The sequence below is a fragment of the Streptomyces sp. NBC_01363 genome, assembly GCF_026340595.1.
Lineage (GTDB): Bacteria > Actinomycetota > Actinomycetes > Streptomycetales > Streptomycetaceae > Streptomyces.
Map to the genome: position 1 here is coordinate 1678072 of NZ_JAPEPF010000001.1, position 22266 is coordinate 1700337.

Sequence of the window (22266 nt, forward strand, 5' to 3'; positions counted from 1 at the left end):
GTTACTCCTGCGACTACTACGGGCACTCCGTCACCTTAGGGCTCTCACCCCTTAGGCGATCCCGTGGTACGTCTTCGTTGTACGTATCTAGCGCGACTTAGGTCGCCCATTCATCTCCTTGCCCTCCCTCGCTGGGAGATGCTTCACACCATGGAGGTTGTTCCGGGCATGCAAGCCGACCCGGGACATGATGTGACGCCGGTTTCAGACGTTATACCGGCGAGAGTATGCCTTGCTCTAGCTGGAGATTAGGCTTCAAGCAATCCAGCTTTGACCATATCGCGCGGGTCTTGCGGCACCCCGCCTTTGAACGTCGCAGGGCGGCCACCGCTTTCCTGACATGCTGCTGTCCCCTCGCGCTTTCGCGTCCAGGTAAGTCAGGTGACCCAGGAATCTCCCTCCAAATCCCTCCCGACTGAGTCGGGAATACAACGAAGCGCCTCACGGCGCACTTGCACTGGACGACCAGTCGGCGTCCGTCGGCGGTGTACGCGGTGATGTCGGCTCCGCGATCGCCGCTCCCGCCGTGGACCTCGACATCGGTGCAGTCGTCCCGGCGGAGCAGTCCGGCGATGTGCTGCTCGAACTCCCGCCAGTTCATGGCGTCCATGGCGGCCATGACCCCGACGAGCGGGTGCCGTTCCTGTGCCCGCTGGAGGCGCCGCAGCTGGACATCGTGCCGGACGAGCCGCCGCTCGATCTGCTGGACGTTCTCGCGGAGGCTGACGAGTTCTCGCTGCTGCTCGCCGGACGTTTCGATGAGGGCGCTGAGCATGGGGACGACGGTGGAGCCGAGGAGACGGGTGAAGCTCTCTTCGCTGAGCCGTGTGATGCGGGCGTCGAGTGACTCGACGTCGCTGTCATGCCCCGGGGCGTCCACGACGGTCGGCTGTGCCCGGAAGGTGTGCTCGAGGTCGAGCAGGTACGTACGGACACGGCGTGCGACGTCACTGTCCCGGAGCAGCATGGCGACGTTCAGGACCGTCCGCCGGAGCCAGAGAGCCATGCTCGAACGAGGCTGTGGATAACTCTCCGGATAGGAACTCAGAGTGAGTTTCTTAAATTTCTGCAGCTCATTGCCCCGGATGACCCGCAGGCCATTCGATTCGAGCTCTTCTCGATGGCGGCTGAGGAGGTTGTTGATGACAGTTTCCGCGACCTCGAAGTAGGCGGCGACCATGGCCGTGGTCACGTGCAGACCGTTCGGCAGCAAGGACAGCACCTTTACTCGGTCGAGTGCCTCCGTCCGCTCGGTGAAGCTCTGACGCAGTGCTTGTGATTCCACCAGAGCGACCTCGTTGATCATGCTCCTGGCCCTTCGCGTAGCCGGATGTACGGCCGGAGCCCGATGCCCCGCCCCGCCTGATCAACGAATCACCACATATGAAGACACAATCGGTTTACGACCACATGTGCGGTATGCAAAGGATCCGTGGTGGCGGACACAGCAAAGGGCCCCGGTCGCCGTGTGGCGGCCGGGGCCCGATGGAGCGGTGTGTCCGGGTCAGCGGTGTGTCCGGGTCAGCGGTGTGAGCCGGACAGGCCGCCGAAGATGTTGCCGTTTCCGCCGCCCGGCATGGTCTGGACGTTGACCGCGCTGTTCTTGTCGACCGGCTGACCCGCGTTGGGCTGGAAGGCGACGACCTTCGCGTTGTCGTCGTTCGGCCCCTGCACCTGGCCGAGCTGCAGACCCGCCCCGGCGAGCAGGGCCTTCGCCTCCGCGATCGTCTTGCCCTGCAGATCGGGAACCGTGGTCTGTTCCGGCTGCTGCGGGCCCTTCGAGACCGTCAGCACGATCTGGGCAGTCAGCGGCTGCATCGAGTCGGGGGGCGGCGTCTGGCTGATCACCTGGTTCGCCGGCTTCTCCGAATCGACGTCGGTCCTGGAGACGTTCGCGAAGCCCAGGCCGTTGAGCTGAGCCACGGCGGCGTCGTAGTCCCGGTCCGCGACGTTCGGCACCTTCTGGGTGGCCTGCTTGGCGACCGTGATCGTGACTTCGGAGTTCTTCTCGGCCTTCGAGTTGCCCTTGGGGTCCTGGTTGATGACCGTACCCGCGGTCTTCTCGGACTCGACCGCGGTGACGTTCACCGTGAAGCCCTTGTCCTCAAGGTCCTTGCGGGCGGTCGCCTCGGTCTTCTCCATGACGTCCGGGACATCGACCTTCGGGGCGCCGGTGGAGACGACGACCGTGACGGTGTCCTTCTTGTCCATCTTCTCGCCGACTGCCGGCGCCTGGCTGCAGATCTTGCCCTTCGGCTGATCCTCGCACGGTTCGCGCGAGCCGATCTTCAGGACGACATCGGGATTCTCCGCGAGCTTCTGTGCTTCCTTCACGGTCGAGCCGATCAGGTTCGGCGCATCGACCTTGCCGTTGTCGCTGTTGCTGTCGCTGAAGACCGACTTGCCGATCAGGACCGCGCCGATCAGCACCAGGACGCCCGCGACGATCAGCAGGATCGTCGAGGTGTTGCTCTTCTTCTGGCGGCGGCGGTCCGGGCGGTCGTCGTAGCCGTAGCCGCCGTCGTCCGGGTTGACCGGGGGCAGCATGGACGTGGGCGCGCCGTTCTGGTCCGCGGCGCGCAGTGCGGTGGTCGGCTGGTCGTTGCCGTATCCGTCGTAGCCGCCGTAACCGGCCGCACCCATCGCCGCGGTGGCGGCGACCGGCTGGCCGTCGAGGCAGGCCTCGATGTCGGCGCGCATCTCGTCGGCCGACTGGTAGCGGTAGTCGGGGTCCTTGACCAGGGCCTTCAACACGATCGCGTCCATTTCGGGCGTGATCTCGGGGTCGAAGTTGCTGGGCTTCTGCGGTTCTTCCCGTACGTGCTGGTAGGCGACCGCGACCGGTGAGTCCCCGATGAAGGGCGGCCGGACCGTCAGCAGCTCGTAGAGCAGGCAGCCGGTCGAGTAGAGGTCGGAACGCGCGTCGACCTGCTCGCCCTTGGCCTGCTCCGGGGAGAGGTACTGGGCGGTTCCGATGACGGCGGCGGTCTGGGTCATCGTCATTCCGGAGTCGCCCATGGCGCGGGCGATGCCGAAGTCCATGACCTTGACCTGACCGGTGCGCGTCAGCATGACGTTCGCCGGCTTGATGTCGCGGTGGACGATGCCGGCGCGGTGCGAGTACTCCAGCGCCTGGAGGATGCCGACGGTCATCTCAAGGGTGCGCTCGGGCAGCAACTTGCGCCCGGAGTGCAGGAGTTCCCTGAGTGTCGACCCGTCGACGTACTCCATCACGATGTACGGGATGGACACCCCGTCGACGTAGTCCTCGCCGGTGTCGTAGACGGCGACGATCGCCGGGTGATTGAGCGAGGCGGCGGACTGGGCCTCACGGCGGAACCGGGCCTGGAAGGACGGATCGCGGGCCAGATCGGCCCGGAGCGTCTTCACGGCTACGGTGCGGCCGAGCCGGGTGTCGTGTGCGAGGTAGACCTCGGCCATGCCACCACGGCCGAGCACCGAGCCCAGCTCGTACCGGCCGCCGAGGCGACGCGGCTCTTCCATAACTGTTCCAGCCCTCTCCGTCAGTCCCGACCGCACCGGTGTGCGGTCCGGCGGTGTGCTGCTCGCGCATACGCTACCGGCCGCGCACTACCTGATCGGTCCGTAGTCCTGACCTGATATCTGACCGGTATCCCAATGTGCAGGTATGGCACTCGATGTGATGGGCATCACTTCTTGCTGTCGATGACCGCCTTCATTACTGCCTGTGCGATCGGGGCGGCCAGGCCGCCGCCGGAGATGTCATCGCGGTTGGCCTGACTGTCCTCGACGACCACGGCGACGGCGACCGGAGAGCCGCTGTCGGTCTTGGCGTAGGAGATGAACCAGGCGTACGGATTCTCGCTGTTGTTCAGACCGTGCTGGGCCGTACCCGTCTTGCCGCCGACGGTGACGCCGGGGATCTGGGCGTTCTTTCCCGTGCCGTTCTCGACGACGGTCTCCATCATCTGCTGGAGCTTCTGCGCGTTCTCGCCCGAGAGGGGCTGGCTGAACTGCTCCTTCTCGTGGGTGTAGATCGCGTCGAGGCTGGGGGACTGGCGCTCGGCGACCATGTACGGCTGCATCAGCTTGCCGTCGTTGGCGACGGCCGAGGCGACCATCGCCATCTGGAGCGGGGTGGCGCGGTTGGACGCCTGGCCGATGCCGGCCATGGCGTTCTGCGGCCGGTTGTCCTTGGGGTAGACGCTGGCGTCGGCGCGTACCGGGGTGAAGATCTCCTTGTTGAAGCCGAACTTGTTGGCCTCGTCGATCATCTTCTGGTTGCCGAGATCGTCACTGATCTTGCCGAAGACGGTGTTGCAGGACCACCGCAGCGCTTCCCGGAGCGAGGCGTTCTCGCACGGGATGTTGCCCTCGTTGGCGAGGTCGCCGGTGGTCAGCGGGAGCCGCCAGGGCAGCGGGGAGTTGGTCTTGTCGTCGATCCCCTTGTACAGCCCGTTCTCCAGAGCCGCGGCGGCGGTGACGACCTTGAAGGTCGAGCCGGGCGGGTAGGTCTCGCGCAATGCCCGGTTGAGCATCGGCTTGTCCTTGTCGTCAAGGAGCTTCTTGCGGGCCTTGCTGTCCTTGTCGGAGTTGCCCGCGAAGACCGAGGGGTCGTACGAAGGGGTGCTGACCAGGGCCAGGATGGCGCCGGTCTGCGGGTCGAGCGCGGCCACGGCGCCCTTCTTGCTGCCGAGCCCCTTGAACGCGGCCTTCTGCGCGGCGCCGTTCAGGGTGGTGACGACGTTGCCGCCCTGCTTCTTCTCGCCGGTGAACATCGAGAGGGTGCGGTCGAAGAAGAGCTGGTCGTCGTTGCCGGTGAGGATGCCGTCCTCGAGGTTCTCCAGTTGCGAGGCGTCGAAGGCCTGCGAGGAGTAGCCGGTGACGGGGGCCCACATGGGGCCGTTCTTCCAGACCCGCTTGTACTTGAAGTCGCTGCCCTTGGTCTCGACGGACCCGGTGACGGGGTTGCCGTCGACGATGATGTTGCCGCGCTCGTGGGCGTAACGCTCGATGCGGACGCGACGGTTCTCGTCGCGGCTGTTCAGCTCGTCGGCACGGACGTACTGGAGGTAGTTGGTCCGCACGAGCAGGGCGAGGATGAGGACGCCGCAGAAGATCGCGATCCGGCGCAGTGGCTTGTTCACGGTCGGACCACCTGGGTCATCTCGGCGTCAGGGGACGGTGCGGGTGCCGGTGCGGGGCGGCGAGCGGTGTCGCTGATCCGGATCAGAATGGCGATCAGTGCCCAGTTGGCCAACACGGACGAACCACCGTACGCAAGGAACGGCATGGTCATACCGCTGAGCGGAATGAGCCCCATGACACCGCCGGCGACCACGAAGATCTGGATCGCGAAGGCTCCTGACAGCCCGATGGCGAGCAGCTTGCCGAAGGGGTCACGGGCGGCCAGTGCCGTGCGTACGCCCCGCTCGACGATCAGGCCGTAGATCAGCAGGACGGCCATCATCCCGGCCAGACCCAGCTCTTCGCCGACGGTGGCGAGGATGAAGTCGGCGTTGGCGGCGAAAAGGATAAGGTCCGAATGGCCTTGGCCGAGCCCCGTGCCGAGCGTCCCGCCGGAACCGAAGGCCATCAGCGACTGGGCGAGCTGTTCGCTCTGGGCCCACGTCGCCTTGGCGAACGGGTCGAGCCAGGCGTTCACACGGGACTGCACGTGCGGCTCGAAGGACGCCACACCCACGGCGCCCACCGCGGACATCAGCAGGCCGAAGACGATCCAGCTGGTCCGCTCGGTGGCGACGTAGAGCATCACCACGAAGAGACCGAAGAACAGCAGCGAGGTGCCGAGGTCGGTCTCGAAGACCAGGATCAGGATCGACAGGGCCCAGATGGTGATGATCGGTCCGAGGTCACGCCCACGCGGCAGGTACATCCCCATGAATCGGCGGCTGGCCAGCGCCAGTGCGTCACGCTTCACCATGAGATAGCCGGAGAAGAACACCGCGATAAGGATCTTGGCGAACTCTCCCGGCTGGATCGTGAACGGGCCGAGGCTGATCCAGATCTTCGCGCCGTTCACCGCCGGAAAGAACATCGGCAGGACCAGCAGGACCAGCGCCACGGCCATCGAGATGTAGGTGTAGCGCTGCAGGATGCGGTGGTCCTTGAGGATCACCAGCACGGCGACGAAGAAAGCGACACCGATCGCCGAGTACAGCAGCTGCTTGGGAGCATCCGGGCTGTAGGCACCGTACTGAGACTCCGCGCGCTGGATCAGTCGCTGCGACTGGTCCAGCCGCCAGATCAGTACCAGCCCCAGGCCGTTGAGCAGGGTGGCGAGCGGGAGTAGCAGCGGATCCGCGTACGGCGCGAACTTGCGCACCACGAGGTGGGCGACGCCGCCGAGCAGGATGAGTCCGGCTCCGTATCCGAACATGCCGGACGGGAGCTTACCGTCGATGGCGAGCCCGACATTGGCGTAGGCGAACACCGAGATGGCGATGGCGAAGACCATCATCATCAGTTCGGTGTTGCGGCGGCTCGGTGCGTCGATCGCGCCGATCGTGGTCGTGTTGGTGACAACGCTCATGGTGCTGAAGGCCCCCTACGGCTTACTGCTTACCGCACTGCGGGACCAGCTTTTTCTCTTCCTCCGAGAGGCTGGGACCAGGAGTGGGAGTTTTGGTCGGCTTGGTCTTGGCGGCATCGGACGTCTTGGCGCCACTGGATGTCTCGGCAGCGTCCGTACCCGGTGCCTGGCCCTCGTCGGCGCTGGCCTTCTCGGCGGCACGTCGTTCGGCGTTCTTCTGGCAGGCGGAGGCCTGGAGAGCGAGTTCGCCGATCTTCTCCTGGGCGGCGGCCAGGTCGCCCTCGGCGATGGTCGCCTTGACCTGCTTGCGCTGGTAGGGCGGGAGGTACTTGAGTTCGATCTCGGGGTGGTCCTTCTCGACCTTCGAGAGCGAGACCCAGGCCAGGTCCTGGCTGATGCCGCGGAACAGTGCGACGTGTTCGTTCTTCGCGCCGACGTAGAACTGGTTCTGGGTCCAGCGGTAGCCGCCGTAGAGACCGCCGCCGATGACGGCGAGCGCCAGCACGGAGTAGAGGGACCGCTTCAGCCACTTGCGGCCGCCGCCGGGTTTCACGAAGTCGTCGTCGGTGTACGCGTCGAAGGAGCCGTCGGGAATCCCGCCGTAGCCGCCGTCGACGCCGTCGCCGCTTCCCGGCGGGCCGAAGCCCCCCGCGGGCGGCGGTACGGGGCGGCCGAGGCCGGCTGCCCGTCCGGCAGGGGTCTGCATGGCGGCCGTGCTCTCGGCGGCGGACATCTGCGCGGCCTGGTTCTCGGCGACCGCGCCGACGATGACCGGGGTGTCGTTGAACTGCGCGGCCAGGGTGTCGTTGCTGTCGACGTCGAGGACGTCGGCGACGATGCAGGTGATGTTGTCGGGGCCGCCGCCGCGCAGGGCGAGCTGGATCAGCTCCTGGATGGTCTCCTGGGGGCCCTGGTAGCTGGCGAGCGTCTCTTCCATCGTCTGGTGGGAGACGACGCCGGACAGCCCGTCGGAGCAGATCAGGTAGCGGTCGCCGACCCGGACCTCACGGATGGAGAGATCGGGTTCGACATGGTCGCCACTGCCCAGCGCACGCATCAGCAGGGCGCGCTGCGGGTGGGTGGTGGCCTCTTCCTCGGTGATCCGGCCTTCGTCGACCAGCCGCTGCACCCAGGTGTGGTCCTGGGTGATCTGGGTGAGTACGCCGTCGCGCAGCAGGTACGCGCGGGAGTCGCCGACGTGGACGAGGCCGAGGCGCTGGCCGGTCCAGAGCAGGGCGGTGAGCGTGGTGCCCATGCCCTCCAGCTGGGGGTCCTCCTCGACCATCATGCGCAGCTGGTCGTTGGCCCGCTGGACCGCCGTACCGAGCGAGGTGAGGATGTCCGAGCCCGGGACGTCGTCGTCGAGCTGGACGAGCGTGGAGATCACCTCGGAGCTGGCGACCTCGCCGGCTGCCTGGCCGCCCATGCCGTCGGCGATGGCGAGAAGGCGCGGGCCGGCGTAGCCGGAGTCCTCGTTGCCCTCCCGGATCATGCCCTTGTGCGATCCGGCGGCGAAGCGCAGGGAAAGACTCATGCGCACCTCGCCCGTCGGCTCGGGGTACAGCCGGTCTCGAGCCACACTGCCCACCCTCCGGTCGGGAGCCGGGCGGGGTCCGTTGCCCGGACTGCCGCGGCTCGCTCGCTCCGCTCGCTCATTGTCGTACTACTTCCGCAGCTCGATGACGGTCTTGCCGATCCGGATCGGCGCGCCCAGCGGAACAGGTGTCGGGGTGGTGAGTCGGGTCCGGTCGAGATACGTGCCGTTGGTGGACCCGAGATCCTCGACGATCCACTGGCCGTCACGGTCGGGGTAGATCCTGGCATGCCTGCTGGACGCGTAGTCGTCGTCCAACACGATCGTTGAATCGTGCGCCCGGCCCAGCGTGATGGTCTGCCCCTGGAGCGCCACCGTGGTGCCGGTGAGGCTGCCTTCGGAGACGACCAGCTTTGTGGGTGCCCCCCGGCGCTGGCGCCCTGGCTGCTGGCGTTGCTGCGGCGGTGCCGCGGCATTCTGGCGTGCCTGTGGAGGCCGCGCGTCGTTCGCAGTGCGGCGTGAGCCGCGCTGCGTGACGCGCGTTCCGAACAGGTCGCTGCGGATGACCTGGACGGCCACGATCACGAACAGCCACAGAACAGCCAGGAAACCTAGCCGCATGACCGTCAGGGTCAGCTCTGACATTGCCCCCGCTTCACCCTTCGGCTTGCCGGTAAACGATGGTGGTGCTGCCCACGACGATCCGCGAGCCGTCGCGGAGCGTAGCGCGGGTGGTGTGCTGCCCGTCTACCACGATGCCGTTGGTAGACCCGAGATCCTGGATCGTCGAGGGCGTTCCGGTCCGGATCTCACAGTGCCGACGCGATACGCCGGGGTCGTCGATCCGCACGTCGGCGTCGGTGCTGCGTCCCAGCACCAGCGTCGGGCGGGAGATCTGATGGCGGGTGCCGTTGATCTCGATCCAGCGTCGCACCTGCGCGTTCGGCAGGGGGCTGGGCCCGGCCGGCGGGTGCCGGTCGGTGCTGGGTGATCCGGGCCTTCCGGCGCCCGGCGGCGGGGCCGCGGGCATGGGAGGGGCGGAGCTGGGCGGGTACCCGTAGCCGCCGGTGGGTTGCGCGGACCGGCCCGGACCCGGGTAGGGAGGCTGGCCCTGCAGTCCTTGGTGGCCCTGGGGGTCCTGCTGTGACGAACTCGACGCCAGGGTGCGGCTGCGCACCCGGTAGAGCCCGGTGTCGAGGTCGTCGGCCTTCTCCAGGTGGACCTTGATGGGGCCCATGAAGGTGTACCGCTGCTGCTTGGCGTAGTCGCGGACCAGCCCGGAGAGTTCGTCGCCCAACTGGCCGGAGTACGGGCTGAGTCGCTCGTAGTCAGGGGTGCTGAGCTCGACGATGAAGTCGTTGGGGACGACGGTCCGTTCGCGGTTCCAGATCGTCGCGTTGTTGTCGCACTCGCGCTGGAGGGCTCCTGCGATCTCGACCGGCTGGACCTCGGACTTGAAGACCTTGGCGAAGGTGCCGTTGACCAGACCTTCGAGACGCTGCTCGAAACGCTTCATGACTCCCATGGGGCACCTCCTCCGTTGTGGTCGTCCCTGTACTGCTTACTGATCGTATCCACGCGTCGGGAAATCGGCTGGTTCCCCTTGTCTGCCCTGTGGATGAGTGTCACCTCTCACACGGATCGTAGAGGCGGCCTCCTCACAGTGTCCCGCACCCGGGGTGCACAGAGGAGGAGTGGGGGCGACCGCTCGGCGTTCCCGCTTCCCTTCAGTCGGTCGGTGAAACAACGGATGTGAATCCACCCTGTCCAGCGTGCTAATCTTCCGGATGTCGCCAGGGACTCGCACCAAACGGTGAGAGAGTCTCTGAAAACACCACTCTTGCGCGAGTGGCGGAACGGCAGACGCGCTGGCTTCAGGTGCCAGTGTCCTTAGGGACGTGGGGGTTCAAATCCCCCCTCGCGCACAAGAGAGAAGCCCCACAGGCCAAACGGTCTGTGGGGCTTCTTCGTTCCTGAATTCTTGTTTCACGTGAAACGTCTGATTCGAGGCGTCCTGCGGAACAGTGGGGCTTACGAGCTGTACGAGCCATATATGGCGTATGGGCCTTGTGAGGCTGAGGGGTGACCGCCTCGTGGGGCCGAGGAGGGGTGATGGGGCTCGCGGAGTCCTGGTTGCGCGAGCCGCTGTCCGGGGCCTGGGGTCGGATCAGGCCGTCGGCGTTTGTGGGGTGGCGGTGATGGTGTTGCCCGCCGCGTTGTAGCGCAGCAGGTATTCCGCGAACCGGGCGAGATCTTCCTCCGTCCAGTCCGCGAGGCGCTCCTGGTAGGCCGTGCGGCGACTGGCCTGTGTGGAGGCGAGGGCCTGGGTTCCGGCCGCGGTGGGGTGCAGCACCTGGATCCGGTGGTCGTCGGGGTCCGGGTGGCGCTCGACCAGTCCCAGTTTCTCCAGGGTGCCGATCTGTCGGCTGACCGTCGATTTGTCCAGCATGTAGTGCGCGGCCAGATCGGTCGCGCGGCAGCCGTGCCGGTCTTCGATGTGTGCCAGCAGCGTGTACGAGACCAGGGGGAGCTCCGGGTGGAGGCGGGCTGCCGCGGCCCGCGCGCGGCGGGCGAAGGCGGTCAGTTCTCGCTGGATGACGTCCAGCGACTCTTCGCGTTCCTCGGGGGTGCCTGGCACGGTTTCGCCTTCCGTCTCGCGGTTCTCGGGTTTCAGTTGTATAGTACAACGAATTAGAGGTTGTAAAAGCCACCTATTGGAGTGTTCCGAATGTCCGCAGGCCCGAGTGCCGCCACCGGCTCCACCGTCGCCGCCCTCCGCCATGTGCTGGGCCATTTCGTCACGCCGCTGCTGATGTGCATCGGCATGGGGCTCGCCTACCTCGGGGCTTTTCACGCGCCGGAGCCGCACGATCTCCGGGTGGACGTGGTCGGGTCCGGGCCCAGGGCGCAGGTGCTCGCGCAGACACTGCAGGACAAGAGCGACGGGGCGCTGAGCGTGCGTACCGTTCCCGACCGCGCCGCGGCCGTGGACCACCTCAGGACGCAGGCGAGTTACGGCGCCTACCTGCCGGGCAAGCACCCCGAGCTGCTCGTGGCCAGTGCGTCCTCCGACACCAGTGCCACGGTGGTCGAGAAGGTGTTCACCAAGGTTGCCGCCGAACAGGGCGACCCGCTGAAGGTGACGGACACGGCACCGACCGCGGACGGCGATCCGACCGGCCAGGGCATCTTCTTCCTGCTGGTCGCGGTGAGTATCGGCTCGTATGCCTCGGTCGCGGTCATCGGCGGGGCGGGCGCCGTGCTGGCGCTGCGGATCAGGGCCGCACTGGCTGTCGCCGCGTCGCTGGTGGTGAGCGTGATCGGAGTGGTGTTCGCGGGGCCGCTGTTCGGCCTGGTGGACCATGGGCTCGGCGGTCTGTGGGCGATGGCCTGGCTCTACTCCGCGGGCATCCTGCTGATCGGCGTCGGACTGCACACCTTCCTCAAGCGCTGGACGACGCTCGGGCTGATGGTGCTGTTCGTGATGCTCAACTTCACCAGCTCCGGCGGCATCTTCCGGCCCGAACTGCAGCCCGGCTTCTTCGCTTCGCTGCACTCCTTCTGGAACGGCGCGGGCTTCGTCGAGGGCGTACGCAGCCATGTGTACTTCGGTGGACACGCTCTGGGTGGACATGTGCTGGTGCTCGCGCTCTGGTTCGTGGCGGGCCTGGCCCTGATGGGGCTGGCGGGGCTGTCGGAGTCGAGGCGGCGGCAGGCCGCGGTGGAGGCGGCAGCGGCCGGCACCGACGCCGTCGCCGGTTCTGTCGAGGCCGGCGGAGCCCATGGGCCGAAGCACGCCGCCAGGACCGGGGCCGGAACACGGACCGGGGCGGGCGCCGAGCCGCAGATCGAGGAGGAGATCGAGGAAGAGATGGAAGAGACCGTCGGCGTCTGACCAGGACGGATCGTTGTCCACAGGTCGCAAGGTGCGTTTTCCACAGGGGCAGACGGCATTCGGCTGACGGCGGTACCTTCGTCGCAATTGATCTGCGACAGGGCGTCGGGCCGGGAGCGCAGGGCGAGGGCGGGGGAGGCTGCGCGCCATGGGTGACATCGAAGCGACAGTGCCGGTTCAGCGGTCTGTGTCGGGTGATCCGCGCATTCCGGTCGTGCCCGGATTCGCGCGGAGGGCGGCCGGGACGGGCGGGGGCGCGGAGCGGCCGTCGAGGAAGGCGGGCAAAGCGGTGCGGGAGCGGGTGCCCAGGGCCTCGCACGCATTCCTGGACCTTCCGGCCGGGCGGCCCGACGCGGTGCGGGCGGTCGAGGAGTCGAGCCTGGGCAGAGTGCCCTCCCTCGCCCCGATCCGGGTGGGGCGGATGGCGGCCACCCCCTTTGCCTTTCTGCGTGGCTCGGCCGGATTGATGGCCCATGATCTGGTGGGCACGCCGGTCAGCGGGGTGGGTGCCCAGCTCTGCGGCGATGCGCACGCGGCCAATTTCGGGCTGTACGGCGATGCGAGGGGCAGCCTGGTCATCGATCTGAACGACTTCGACGAGACCGTGTTCGGCCCGTGGGAGTGGGACCTCAAGCGTCTGGCCACCTCGCTGGTGCTTGCGGGGCGTGAGGCCGGGGCGGACGAGGAGACCTGCCGGCAGGGCGCGTACGACACGGTGGGCGCGTACCGGCGGACGATGCGGCTGCTGGCCAAACTGCCCGCGCGCGACGCCTGGAACGCCATCGCGGACGAGGAGTTGGTCTCGCACACGGACGCGCGGGATCTCCTCGGCACTCTGGAGCGGGTCTCGGAGAAGGCCCGTAACAACACCAGCGCCCGCTTCGCGGCCAAGTCCACCGAGGATTCCGGGGACGGCGGACGCCGCTTCATCGACGCGCCGCCGGTGCTGCGACGGGTGCCGGACGAGGAGGCCGCGGCGGTCGCGGCGGGACTCGGCGAATACCTGGGCACGATCTCGGAGGACCGGGTTCCGCTCCTCGCCCGGTACGCGATCCACGACGTGGCGTTCCGGGTGGTCGGTACCGGGAGCGTCGGCACCCGGTCGTACGTGGTGCTTCTGCTCGATCACCGCGGTGAGCCCCTGGTGCTGCAGGTGAAGGAGGCGCGGCCCTCCGTGCTGGCGCCGTACTTGCCAGCTGTCGGCTTCGACGTTCCGGAGGTGGCGCACGAGGGGCGCCGAGTAGTGCTCGGGCAGAAGCGGATGCAGGTCGTCAGCGACATCCTGCTGGGCTGGGCGACGGTGGACGGACGCCCGTTCCAAGTAAGGCAGTTCAGGAACCGCAAGGGCAGCGTGGATCCGGCGGCGCTGGCGGCCGATCAGGTCGACGACTACGGCCGGATGACCGGTGCGCTGCTGGCACGTGCCCACGCGCACAGCGCGGATCCGCGACTGATCGCGGGCTACTGCGGCAAGAACGAGGAACTGGACGAGGCGGTGGCGGCGTTCGCGGTGACCTACGCGGACCGTACGGAGGCGGACCACGCGGAGTTGGTGCGGGCCATCGGTTCGGGGCGGATAGCCGCCGAACTGGGCGTCTGAGGGGCATCGGGCCGACCGTGCGTCCTTGGGACGTGGGCCGTGGCCATACGCTGGACGGGTGACCCACGAAGCCGCCGGGGTGCCGACCACCCGGAACGACGATGACCAGCAGGACAACGACCGGCAGCGCGAGCAGCATGCCCGGAACGAGCAGTACGGGCAGGGCGAGCCGCCAGAGCAGCACGGTCGGCCGGCCGGTGCCGGTACGGACACCGGCGCCGGTCCTGGGGCCGGTGTCGAAGGTGGCTCCGGCACCGCCGCGGGCAGCGCCGGAGACGGGGCTCCCGACGAGGCAGCGGGCGGGGACGCCGGCGGGGGGACGGGCGGTCGTGCTGAGGGGGAGCGGCCCGAGGCCCGGCTCGCGAAGGCGGTTCGGGCGGCGGAGCAGGCGCTGATCGAGTTCGAGATCGCGGTGGAGACCTTCCGGGTCGAGGTCGAGAACTTCTCCCGGCTGCATCACCAGAAGCTCGGGCCCATGTACACCCGCCTCGACGAGCTGGATGCGCAGATCGCGGAGGCTCGGGCCGCCAGGACGGGCGATCCGGAGGACATCCGCAAGGCGCAGGAGGCACGGGCGATCGTCATGCCGATGCCGGGCGTCGACGAGCTGTTTCACGACTGGATCGACTCCGACGGGCTGTCCCCCGAGGCCGCGGCGATGCTGACCGAGCAGCCGGTCCGGCCGCCCAAGCGGGTCCGGCCGACCGAGGAGGCGCGCAAGCTCTACCGCGACCTGGCACGCCAGGCCCACCCGGACCTGGCGCAGGACGAGACGGAGCGGGCCCGCCGGGACGAGTTCATCGCCCGCGTGAACGCCGCGTACGGGCGGGGGGACGAGGCTCTCCTGATCGAGTTGGCGCAGGAATGGGCGGCGGGTCCGGTGGCTCCGGAGGCGGAGCTCAGTGAGAGCGAGGAGCTCTACGCCCGGCTGAACTGGCTGACCCAGCGCAAGGAACTTCTGACGGTGCTCGCCCAGGAGCTGGAGGAGAGCGCCATCGGGGCCATGCTGCGGATGGCGCCGGACGATCCGGACCGGCTGCTCGACGAGATCGCCGAGCAGCTGCTGGGCGAGGTCGCGCAGCGCGAGGCGGAGCTGGCGTCCATGGTGCAGTAGCGTTCCAGGTGACTCAGGAGCGTACGTACGAGAGAAGGCATGACCCATGAATTTCGCCCCGCTGCCCTCGGTGGATGTCGCGGCGGTGCCGTCGGACGGCTTTGTGCTGGACGTCCGGGAGGACAACGAGTGGGCGGCCGGGCATGTCGAGGGCGCTCTGCACATCCCGATGAGTGACTTCGTGGCCCGCTTCGGTGAGCTGACCGAGGCCGCCGACGACGGCCGGCGCGTGCACGTGATGTGCCGGGTCGGTGGCCGGTCGGCCCAGGTCACCCAGTACCTGGTGCAGCAGGGCATCGACGCCGTGAACATCGACGGCGGGATGCTGGCCTGGGACGGCGCCGGACGCCCGATGGTCGCGGACGACGGCAACCCGGCCTTCGTGCTCTGAGCCGGGGAGCCGCTCCGCCGGGGAGCTGGTTCGTGCTTGCGCGGCGGCTTGGTCGTTCGGTCGGCGCCCTTGCCGTTCGACCGGTGTCAGCCGAGGAGGTGTGCGGCCAGAAGGCTGCCCAGTGCCTCCTCGTGTGCCGCTGCCGGACCGAGGGACAACTCGATCTGCTTGGCCCAGGCGTGAAAGCGGTGCAGCGGATAGTCCGTGTCCGCTCCGAAACCGCCGTGCAGATGCTGTGCCGTCTGCACGACCCGGCGGACACCGTCCGAGGCCCAGATCTTCGCCACGGCGATGTCGCCCTCGGCAGGCAGCATCCCGTCGGCTCCGGTGGAGATCCGCCAGGCCGCCTGCCAGAGCGTCACTTCCATGGCCCGTAGGTCGATGTACCGGTCCGCGGCCTGTACCGCGACGGACTGGAAGGTCGCCACCGGGAAGCCGAACTGCTCACGCTTGCCGGTGTATTCGCTCGTCATGGCGAGCACGGCCTCACCCAGGCCGAGTGCGAGTGCGCACGTTCCGGCGGTGAGGAGGGCGCGCAGCCACTCCCAGGCCCCCGCTCCGTCGATCAGCGCGCTGCCGTCGATCCGTACCGACTCCAGCCGGACCTCGGCGAACCGTTCACCGCTGGTGGAGACCTGCTCTGCCAGAGTGACGCCGTCCTGGGCGGTCTGGATCAGGGCGACCACCGCCCGGCCCTCGCCCGTGTGGGCCGGAATCGCGATCCAGTCCGCGGCCTGCGCCCACGGCACCGCCGACTGCGTCCCGTCGAGCATCCAGCCGACAAGATCTCCGGCACCGTCGCCGACGGCTGTGCCGGGGGCTTCGTCCGTCGGGACGATTCCTGCTGTCGCCTCCCGGCGGGCGGTGACGGAGAGTTCGGCCGGATCGTGGCCGGAGCGGCCGTTGGCCCCGACGGTGAGGACCAGCTCCCCTCGGCCGACCTTGGGCAGCAACTGGGCGGCCAGCCGCGGGTCTCCGTACTGCTGGAGCGCCATCGCGACCGCGCACGTCTCCAGCAACGGCACTCTCGCGAGCACCTTGGCTGACTCGCGCAACACCAGGCAGAGCGCGACGAGATCGAGCCCGGCCCCACCGTGCTCCGGCGACAGCGTCAGGCTCAGCAGATCGCTCGCGGCAAGCCGGGCCCACAGCGGGCGGTCGATGTCCTCGGCCACCGCGCCCGGCACGAGAGCGGGGCTGGGAACCCCGTCCGGTGCGACTCCCGAGAAGACCGCTCGTGCTGCCTCCGTGGCCGCCTGCTGTTCCTCGGTGAAGGTGAAGTCCACTGCCCTGGCCTCCCGCTGACCGATTGTCCCTGTGCCCGAATGTGACGGGCCGTCAAGATAGAACAGGTTCTATGAGAAGGGAACAGGAGGAGGAGCGGGAGAAGTAGCAGGGGAGGATCAGGCGACAGGGAGAGGCGAGGGGGCGCGGTCAGCGGTCGAAGTCGAGCTCCACCTCCGGGGTGGCCGGATGCGACTGGCACGCCAGCACATAACCCGCATCTGTCTCCTCGGGCTCCAGCGCGAAGTTGCGGTCCATCCGCACGTCGCCCGAGACCAGGAACGCCCGGCAGGTCCCGCACACCCCGCCCTTGCAGGCGTACGGTGCGTCGGCGCGGCTGCGCAGCACGGTCTCCAGCAGCGATTCGCCCTCCTCCACCGGCCAGGTGCCGGAACGGCCGTCCAGGGTGGCGGTGAGCCTGCTGTGAGCGGGTGTTTCGGTCCGGGGACGGACGGATGTGCCCGGTCCGTCGTCCACATGGAAGATCTCCTGGTGGATGCGGGGCCGGTCGATGCCGAGGCCGCGCAGCGCCTGGTCCGCGGCCTGGATCAGTCCGAACGGCCCGCAGAGATACCAGCCGTCCACCTCGGTCACCGGTAGCAGCGCGGGCAGCAGTTCGGTGAGACGGTCCCGGTCCAGCCGGCCGGAAGGGAGACCTGCCTGCTGCTCCTCCCGGGAGAGCACCGTGACCAGCTGGAACCGGTCGGGGTAGCGGTCCTTGAGGTCGGCGACCTCGTCCAGGAACATCGTCGAGAGCGCTGTCCGGTCGCTGCGGATCAGGCAGAATTGGGCATCGGGTTCCCGTGCCAGCAGCGTGGCCGCGATGGACAGGACCGGCGTGATTCCGCTGCCGCCTACGATCGCCGCGAAGTGTCCGGCGCGGGGCGCCAGCACGAAGCGGCCCATCGGAGGCATTGCCTCGACCAGGTCACCGACGGCGAGTTCCTTCAGGGCGTACGTGGAGAACACGCCGCCGTCGACGAGTCGAATGCCCACACGCAGTACCGGATCGGCCGGTTCCTCGGTGGCCGGGGAACAGATCGAGTACGAGCGGCGAATCTCCTCGCCGTCCACCGTGTATCGCACATTGAGGTGCTGGCCGGGCTTGTGGCGGAAGGTCTCGCGCAACTCGGGCGGCACGGCGAGGGTGACAGCCACCGAATCGTCCGTGAGCCGTTCGATCGTGCGGACCCGGAGCGGATGGAACATCTACAACTCCTTGAAGTGGTCGAACGGTTCGCGGCATGTCACGCAGCGGCGCAGCGCCTTGCACGCGGTGGAGGAGAACCGGCTCAGCAGCTCCGTATCGGTCGAGCCGCAGTGCGGGCAGCGCACCGAGAGCGTGAGCGGCACCGGACCGCCCGCGCCGGTCGTGGCATCGTGCGGGCGCGGGGGCGCTATGCCGAACTCGGCCAGCTTGCGCCGTCCTTCCGCGCTGATGTCGTCCGTGGACCAGGCCGGTGAGAGCACGGTGACCACGGAGACCTGCGGTATGCCGTGGTCGTGCAGCACCCGCTCGATGTCGGAGGACATCGCCTCGATCGCAGGGCAGCCGGTATAGGTCGGGGTGAGACGCACGGTGACCTTGCCGGGGGCGAGAACATCCACGCCCCGGAGCACCCCCAGCTCGTCCAGGGTCAGCACGGGCAGTTCGGGATCGGGTACGGAGCCTGCGAGGCGGTGCAGCTCCTTCTCCAGGACGGTCTCGGTCACCATGACGCCCCCGGGTGGCTGCGATGCAGGTGCTGCATCTCGGCGATCATGCGGCCGAAGGGTTCGGTGTGGATGCCCTGGCGTCCCGCACCCGCCGTCCACGCCCCGGACCGCGGACCGGTCGGCAGTGTCAGCGTGGCCCGCTCCAGCACCGCGGAAACGGACTCCAGCCAGCCGCTGTGCAGCGACTGCCAGTCGACCTCCACCCCCTCGACGGGCTCGAACAGCTCGCCGGTGAACCGCCACAGGGCATCCACGGCGCGCTGCATCCGGTCATGGCTCTCGTCTGTGCCGTCGCCGAGCCGCAGTGTCCAGTGCTCCGCGTGGTCCTGGTGGTACGCGACCTCCTTGACGGCCTTCGCCGCCAGGCCGGCGAACGCGTTCTCGCCCGATGCCAGCTGCTCGTACAGCAGCCGCTGGTAGGTGGAGAAGTAGAGCTGGCGGGCGATGGTGTGGGCGAAGTCGCCGTTGGGCTGCTCGACCAGCTGGACGTTGCGGAAGGCGCGTTCCTCGCGCAGATACGCCAGCTCGTCCTCGTCCCCGACCAGGGAGAGGAGTATCCGGGCCTGCCCCAGCAGATCCAGGGCGATGTTGGCCAGGGCCACTTCTTCTTCCAGCGCGGGCGCATGACCCGCCCACTCCCCCAGCCGGTGCGAGAGCACCAGCGCGTCGTCGCCCAGGGCGAGGGCCGCGGTCACAGGTGCTTCACCCCTTCCGGGATCTCGTAGAACGTCGGATGCCGGTACGGCTTGTCGCCGGCCGGTTCGAAGAAGGAGTCCTTCTCGTCCGGCGAGGACGCCGTGACCTGTGTGGACGGGACCACCCAGATGGAGACGCCCTCGGAACGGCGCGTGTACAGATCGCGCGCGTTGCGCAGGGCCATCTCGGCGTCCGGGGCGTGCAGGCTGCCCGCGTGGGTGTGGGAAAGGCCGCGGCGCGAACGCACGAACACCTCCCACAGTGGCCATTCGGTCGAGCTGCTCATGCTGTCGCCTCCCCGTTCTCCGCTGCTGTGTGTGGTGCTGCGTGTGCTTCTGCTGCTGTGTGTTTCCCGGCGTAGGCAGCCGCCGCGTCCCGGACCCAGGCGCCCTCCTCGTGCGCCCGGCGGCGCTGGGTGAGGCGCTGTTCGTTGCACGGGCCGTTGCCCTTGAGGACCTCCTGGAACTCCTTCCAGTCGATTGCCCCGAAGTCGTGCTGTCCGCGCTCCCCGTTCCACCGGAGGTCCGGGTCCGGGAGGGTGAGACCCAGCGCCTCGGCCTGCGGGACACAGATGTCCACGAAGCGCTGCCGCAGCTCGTCGTTGGAGTGGCGCTTGATCTTCCAGGCCATCGACTGCGCCGAGTGGGCCGATGCGTCGTCCGGCGGGCCGAACATCATCAGGGACGGCCACCACCAGCGGTTCACCGCGTCCTGCGCCATTTCGTGCTGCGCCGGGGTGCCGCGGCTGAGGGTGAGCAGCAGCTCGTACCCCTGGCGCTGGTGGAAGGACTCCTCCTTGCAGATGCGGACCATCGCGCGGGCGTACGGGCCGTAGGAGCAGCGGCACAGCGGCACCTGGTTGGTGATCGCGGCGCCGTCCACGAGCCAGCCGATCGCGCCGACGTCCGCCCAGGTCAGCGTCGGGTAGTTGAAGATCGATGAATACCTCTGGCGGCCCGCGTGAAGCTTGTCGAGCAGCTCCTCGCGGCCGGTGCCGAGGGTCTCCGCCGCGCTGTACAGGTAGAGCCCGTGGCCCGCCTCGTCCTGCACCTTGGCCATCAGGATCGCCTTGCGTCGCAGCGAGGGCGCCCGCGAGATCCAGTTGGCCTCCGGCTGCATGCCGATGATTTCGGAGTGGGCATGCTGGGCCATTTGCCTGACCAGCGAGGCGCGGTACGCATCGGGCATCCAGTCGCGTGGCTCGATGCGCTCGTCCGCCGCCACCGCGGCGTCGAATGCCGCCTCCAGGGCCTCGTCCGCCCCTTCGGGCCTGTCCGCTCCCGCCTGCGCTGTCTGGTCCGCAGTCACTGCCGCCATCCCGGGCTCCCTACCGACCGATCGTTCGGTTCAATGTCTTCAATGGTGAGTCGGCGGCCCGTAGGGTGTCAACCCTGTGGATAACTGACCGGGGATCGACGGGGATCGGGGCGGGATGGATTCGTACGACGACAGGGGCGCCGAAAGCGGGAACGGGGCTGCCGAGCCGGGGCCGGATCAGCAGGAAGAAATATCTTCCGGCGCTGGTCAGGGGCCTGAAGCAGGTCCTTGTGGCGGAATGGCCGCCCTGTCGCTTCCGTACCAGATCGTTGCCGCGGTCGCGCTGTCCGTCATCGGGCTGGTCGCCTGTGGACAGCTGGCCATGGTGTTTCTGCACGTCGCTCCCTCCAACACCATGACCAAGCAGCACGGCGAAGCGGTCGACGAATGGATCTATCCCGAGTTCGAGCAGAACTGGAAGCTCTTCGCCCCGAACCCGCTTCAGCAGAACATCGCCATTCACGTACGAGCCGAGATAGCCGGCGCCGACGGGCGCCGCACCACCTCCTGGATGAGCCTTTCCGGCGAGGACGGCAAGGCGATACGCGGCAGTCTTCTCCCCAGTCACGTCCACCAGAACGAACTCCGACGCGGTTGGGACTTCTACCTCAGTTCCCACGACAACGAGAACCGGGCCAACGGCCTTCGCGGTCAGCTCTCCGAGCGCTACATCCGCCGCATCGTGATGCTGCGCCTCGGCGAACACGACTACGGCGGCACCGTCGAGCGCATCCAGGTTCGTTCCGAGGTGCGGTCCGTCGCGGCGCCCGCATGGAGCGAGGAGAAGATCAGTACGAGGCCGTCCTACCGGGTACTGCCGTGGTGGACGGTAACTGACGCAGACCTTCCCGAGAGCGCCAAGGGGGCGGACAAGTGAGTACGTTCGCCGTCGACCACAAGATCGCCCGCGGTATCCAGCGCGTCACCTCCACGTCCTTCGGCCAGTATCAGAGTGCCGTCATCCGGATCGGCTTCTCGGCCACCTATCTGTTCTTCCTGCTGCGCGAACTGCCGCACCGCCACGAGATGTACGGACCCGACGCCCCGTGGCACTGGGACATGGCGCAGCAGCTCATATCCGGCAATCAGGCATTCACCGCACTCATGTGGTCGGACAGCACGGTCTGGTTCGAGATCGTGTACGCGGTCGCGCTGATCTCCGCGGCGCTGCTGATGGTCGGCTGGCACACCCGCGCCATGTCGGTCCTCTTCATGGCCGGAGTGCTTTCCCTGCAGAACCGCAGCATCTTCATGGGCGACGGCGGCGACAACGTCATCCATCTCATGGCGATCTACCTGGTGCTCACGCGCTGCGGGCGGGTCTGGTCGTTGGACGCCCGGCGTGCGGCGCGGCGGGCGCGTGCGGGAGCGGACGATCCTCGGCGCCCGGTGCGGGGGAATGTGGCCGGTACGGTCCTCTGGGTGGTGCTCGGCCTCGTTCTGATCGTGGCCGGCATGACCGATGGGCTCGGCGGCACCTGGTGGCTGCCGACTCTTCTCTGGGTCCTTTGGGTCGGCGAGGGCGCCTGGTGGGCTGTGAACCGTTACGCACCGCACAGCGAATCGCGCACCCTGCTCGATGTCGTCGCCAACCTCGCCCACAACGCGACCCTCGTCGTGATCATGGCCGAGGTCTGTCTGATCTACGCCACTGCGGGGTGGTACAAGATCCAGGGTTCGCGGTGGCAGGACGGTACGGCGCTGTATTACCCGCTCAAGCTCGACTACTTCACGCCCTGGCCCGGACTGTCGGACATCCTCGCCTCCAGCGGTGTGATGGTGATGCTGCTCACGTACGGCACGGTCATCGTTCAGGTCGCGTTTCCCTTCACCCTGTTCAACCGGCGGGTCAAGAACGTTCTGCTCGTCGCCATGATGTGCGAGCACGCCGGGATCGCCCTGCTGCTCGGGCTGCCCTTCTTCTCCATGGCGATGATCGCCGCCGACTCCGTCTTCCTGCCGACCGTCTTCCTGGTGTGGCTCGGCGGCCGGGTGACTCTCGCCCGGGAGCGGCTGTTCCCGGGCCGGGTCGAGGTCCCCGGGCAGCGGCGTGGCGCCGATGACGAGGAGGCCCCGCAGCACAGCGGCGACGGGGGTCATACGCTCGTCGGGTGAGCAGTAGTGAGAGTGGCAGCACGGGCCGCGCGGGCAGTAGCGGCGGCGAATCGTTGGACGAGGAGGTCG

At 68.1% G+C, this 22266-nt stretch carries 20 protein-coding genes and 1 tRNA gene; 7 read left to right on the top strand and 14 right to left on the bottom strand.

Annotated elements, in window-relative coordinates:
- Nucleotides 1–211 precede the first annotated feature (211 nt).
- The 7 genes from OG611_RS07920 to OG611_RS07950 form a co-directional block, all read right to left on the bottom strand.
- On the bottom strand, nt 212–1306 hold the full coding sequence (locus OG611_RS07920) for a restriction endonuclease (RefSeq protein ID WP_266416879.1): 1095 nt from the start codon (nt 1304–1306) through the stop codon (nt 212–214).
- Between the two features lie 215 nt (nt 1307–1521).
- Nucleotides 1522–3504: a Stk1 family PASTA domain-containing Ser/Thr kinase gene (pknB, locus tag OG611_RS07925; protein WP_266416881.1), complete on the bottom strand. Its 1983-nt coding sequence runs from the start codon at nt 3502–3504 to the stop codon at nt 1522–1524.
- 167 nt (nt 3505–3671) lie between these two features.
- Entirely contained in the window at nt 3672–5129 is a 1458-nt protein-coding gene (locus OG611_RS07930; protein ID WP_266416884.1) for a penicillin-binding protein 2, read from the bottom strand.
- The gene (locus tag OG611_RS07935; RefSeq protein ID WP_266416887.1) at nt 5126–6535 is read right to left on the bottom strand and encodes an FtsW/RodA/SpoVE family cell cycle protein; all 1410 of its coding nucleotides are present in this window, start codon (nt 6533–6535) and stop codon (nt 5126–5128) included. The genes OG611_RS07930 and OG611_RS07935 overlap by 4 nt, the downstream gene beginning before the upstream one ends.
- Before the next feature lie 22 nt (nt 6536–6557).
- Nucleotides 6558–8069 carry a Stp1/IreP family PP2C-type Ser/Thr phosphatase gene (locus tag OG611_RS07940; protein WP_266416889.1) on the bottom strand — a complete coding sequence of 504 codons (1512 nt, stop codon included), beginning with the start codon at nt 8067–8069 and terminating at the stop codon, nt 6558–6560.
- Nucleotides 8070–8198: 129 nt separating this feature from the next.
- Entirely contained in the window at nt 8199–8714 is a 516-nt protein-coding gene (locus OG611_RS07945) for an FHA domain-containing protein (RefSeq protein ID WP_072487556.1), read from the bottom strand.
- A gap of 10 nt (nt 8715–8724) precedes the next feature.
- On the bottom strand, nt 8725–9594 hold the full coding sequence (locus tag OG611_RS07950; protein ID WP_266416893.1) for a DUF3662 and FHA domain-containing protein: 870 nt from the start codon (nt 9592–9594) through the stop codon (nt 8725–8727).
- A gap of 317 nt (nt 9595–9911) precedes the next feature.
- On the opposite strand from OG611_RS07950, the gene OG611_RS07955 reads away from it, so the two are divergent.
- Nucleotides 9912–9994: transfer RNA gene (locus tag OG611_RS07955), tRNA-Leu, on the top strand.
- A 242-nt stretch (nt 9995–10236) separates the two neighbouring features.
- Here the strand turns inward: OG611_RS07955 and OG611_RS07960 are convergent.
- Nucleotides 10237–10707, bottom strand: coding sequence for a MarR family winged helix-turn-helix transcriptional regulator (locus OG611_RS07960; RefSeq protein WP_266416895.1), 471 nt, complete (start codon nt 10705–10707; stop codon nt 10237–10239).
- A gap of 90 nt (nt 10708–10797) precedes the next feature.
- Between OG611_RS07960 and OG611_RS07965 the strand changes: the two genes are divergently transcribed.
- From OG611_RS07965 to OG611_RS07980, 4 genes are all read left to right on the top strand, one after another.
- Nucleotides 10798–11964, top strand: coding sequence for a hypothetical protein (locus OG611_RS07965; RefSeq protein ID WP_266416897.1), 1167 nt, complete (start codon nt 10798–10800; stop codon nt 11962–11964).
- Between the two features lie 148 nt (nt 11965–12112).
- On the top strand, nt 12113–13564 hold the full coding sequence (locus tag OG611_RS07970) for a DUF2252 domain-containing protein (protein ID WP_266416899.1): 1452 nt from the start codon (nt 12113–12115) through the stop codon (nt 13562–13564).
- A 58-nt stretch (nt 13565–13622) separates the two neighbouring features.
- Nucleotides 13623–14678, top strand: coding sequence for a J domain-containing protein (locus OG611_RS07975; protein ID WP_266416901.1), 1056 nt, complete (start codon nt 13623–13625; stop codon nt 14676–14678).
- 46 nt (nt 14679–14724) lie between these two features.
- A complete protein-coding gene (locus tag OG611_RS07980) occupies nt 14725–15069 on the top strand; it encodes a rhodanese-like domain-containing protein (RefSeq protein WP_266416903.1) in 345 nt (114 codons plus the stop codon).
- 86 nt (nt 15070–15155) lie between these two features.
- Here the strand turns inward: OG611_RS07980 and OG611_RS07985 are convergent, their stop codons facing one another.
- The 6 genes from OG611_RS07985 to paaA all read right to left on the bottom strand — a co-directional run bounded on the left by OG611_RS07985 (nt 15156) and on the right by paaA (nt 20082).
- Entirely contained in the window at nt 15156–16355 is a 1200-nt protein-coding gene (locus tag OG611_RS07985; RefSeq protein WP_266416905.1) for an acyl-CoA dehydrogenase family protein, read from the bottom strand.
- 148 nt (nt 16356–16503) lie between these two features.
- Nucleotides 16504–17562, bottom strand: coding sequence for a 2Fe-2S iron-sulfur cluster-binding protein (locus OG611_RS07990; protein ID WP_266416907.1), 1059 nt, complete (start codon nt 17560–17562; stop codon nt 16504–16506).
- Entirely contained in the window at nt 17563–18069 is a 507-nt protein-coding gene (paaD, locus tag OG611_RS07995; RefSeq protein ID WP_266416909.1) for a 1,2-phenylacetyl-CoA epoxidase subunit PaaD, read from the bottom strand. It lies immediately after the preceding gene.
- The gene (gene paaC, locus OG611_RS08000; protein ID WP_266416911.1) at nt 18063–18764 is read right to left on the bottom strand and encodes a 1,2-phenylacetyl-CoA epoxidase subunit PaaC; all 702 of its coding nucleotides are present in this window, start codon (nt 18762–18764) and stop codon (nt 18063–18065) included. Before paaC ends, paaD begins: the two co-directional genes overlap by 7 nt.
- The gene (gene paaB, locus OG611_RS08005; protein WP_266416914.1) at nt 18761–19051 is read right to left on the bottom strand and encodes a 1,2-phenylacetyl-CoA epoxidase subunit PaaB; all 291 of its coding nucleotides are present in this window, start codon (nt 19049–19051) and stop codon (nt 18761–18763) included. The genes paaC and paaB overlap by 4 nt, the downstream gene beginning before the upstream one ends.
- The gene (gene paaA / locus OG611_RS08010) at nt 19048–20082 is read right to left on the bottom strand and encodes a 1,2-phenylacetyl-CoA epoxidase subunit PaaA (RefSeq protein WP_266416916.1); all 1035 of its coding nucleotides are present in this window, start codon (nt 20080–20082) and stop codon (nt 19048–19050) included. Before paaA ends, paaB begins: the two co-directional genes overlap by 4 nt.
- Before the next feature lie 115 nt (nt 20083–20197).
- Here paaA and OG611_RS08015 point away from each other — a divergent pair, with 115 nt between their 5' ends.
- Both OG611_RS08015 and OG611_RS08020 read left to right on the top strand, forming a co-directional pair.
- A complete protein-coding gene (locus OG611_RS08015) occupies nt 20198–20959 on the top strand; it encodes a DUF5819 family protein (RefSeq protein WP_266416918.1) in 762 nt (253 codons plus the stop codon).
- A complete protein-coding gene (locus tag OG611_RS08020) occupies nt 20956–22197 on the top strand; it encodes an HTTM domain-containing protein (RefSeq protein ID WP_266416920.1) in 1242 nt (413 codons plus the stop codon). The genes OG611_RS08015 and OG611_RS08020 overlap by 4 nt, the downstream gene beginning before the upstream one ends.
- The last annotated feature ends 69 nt before the right edge of the window (nt 22198–22266 follow it).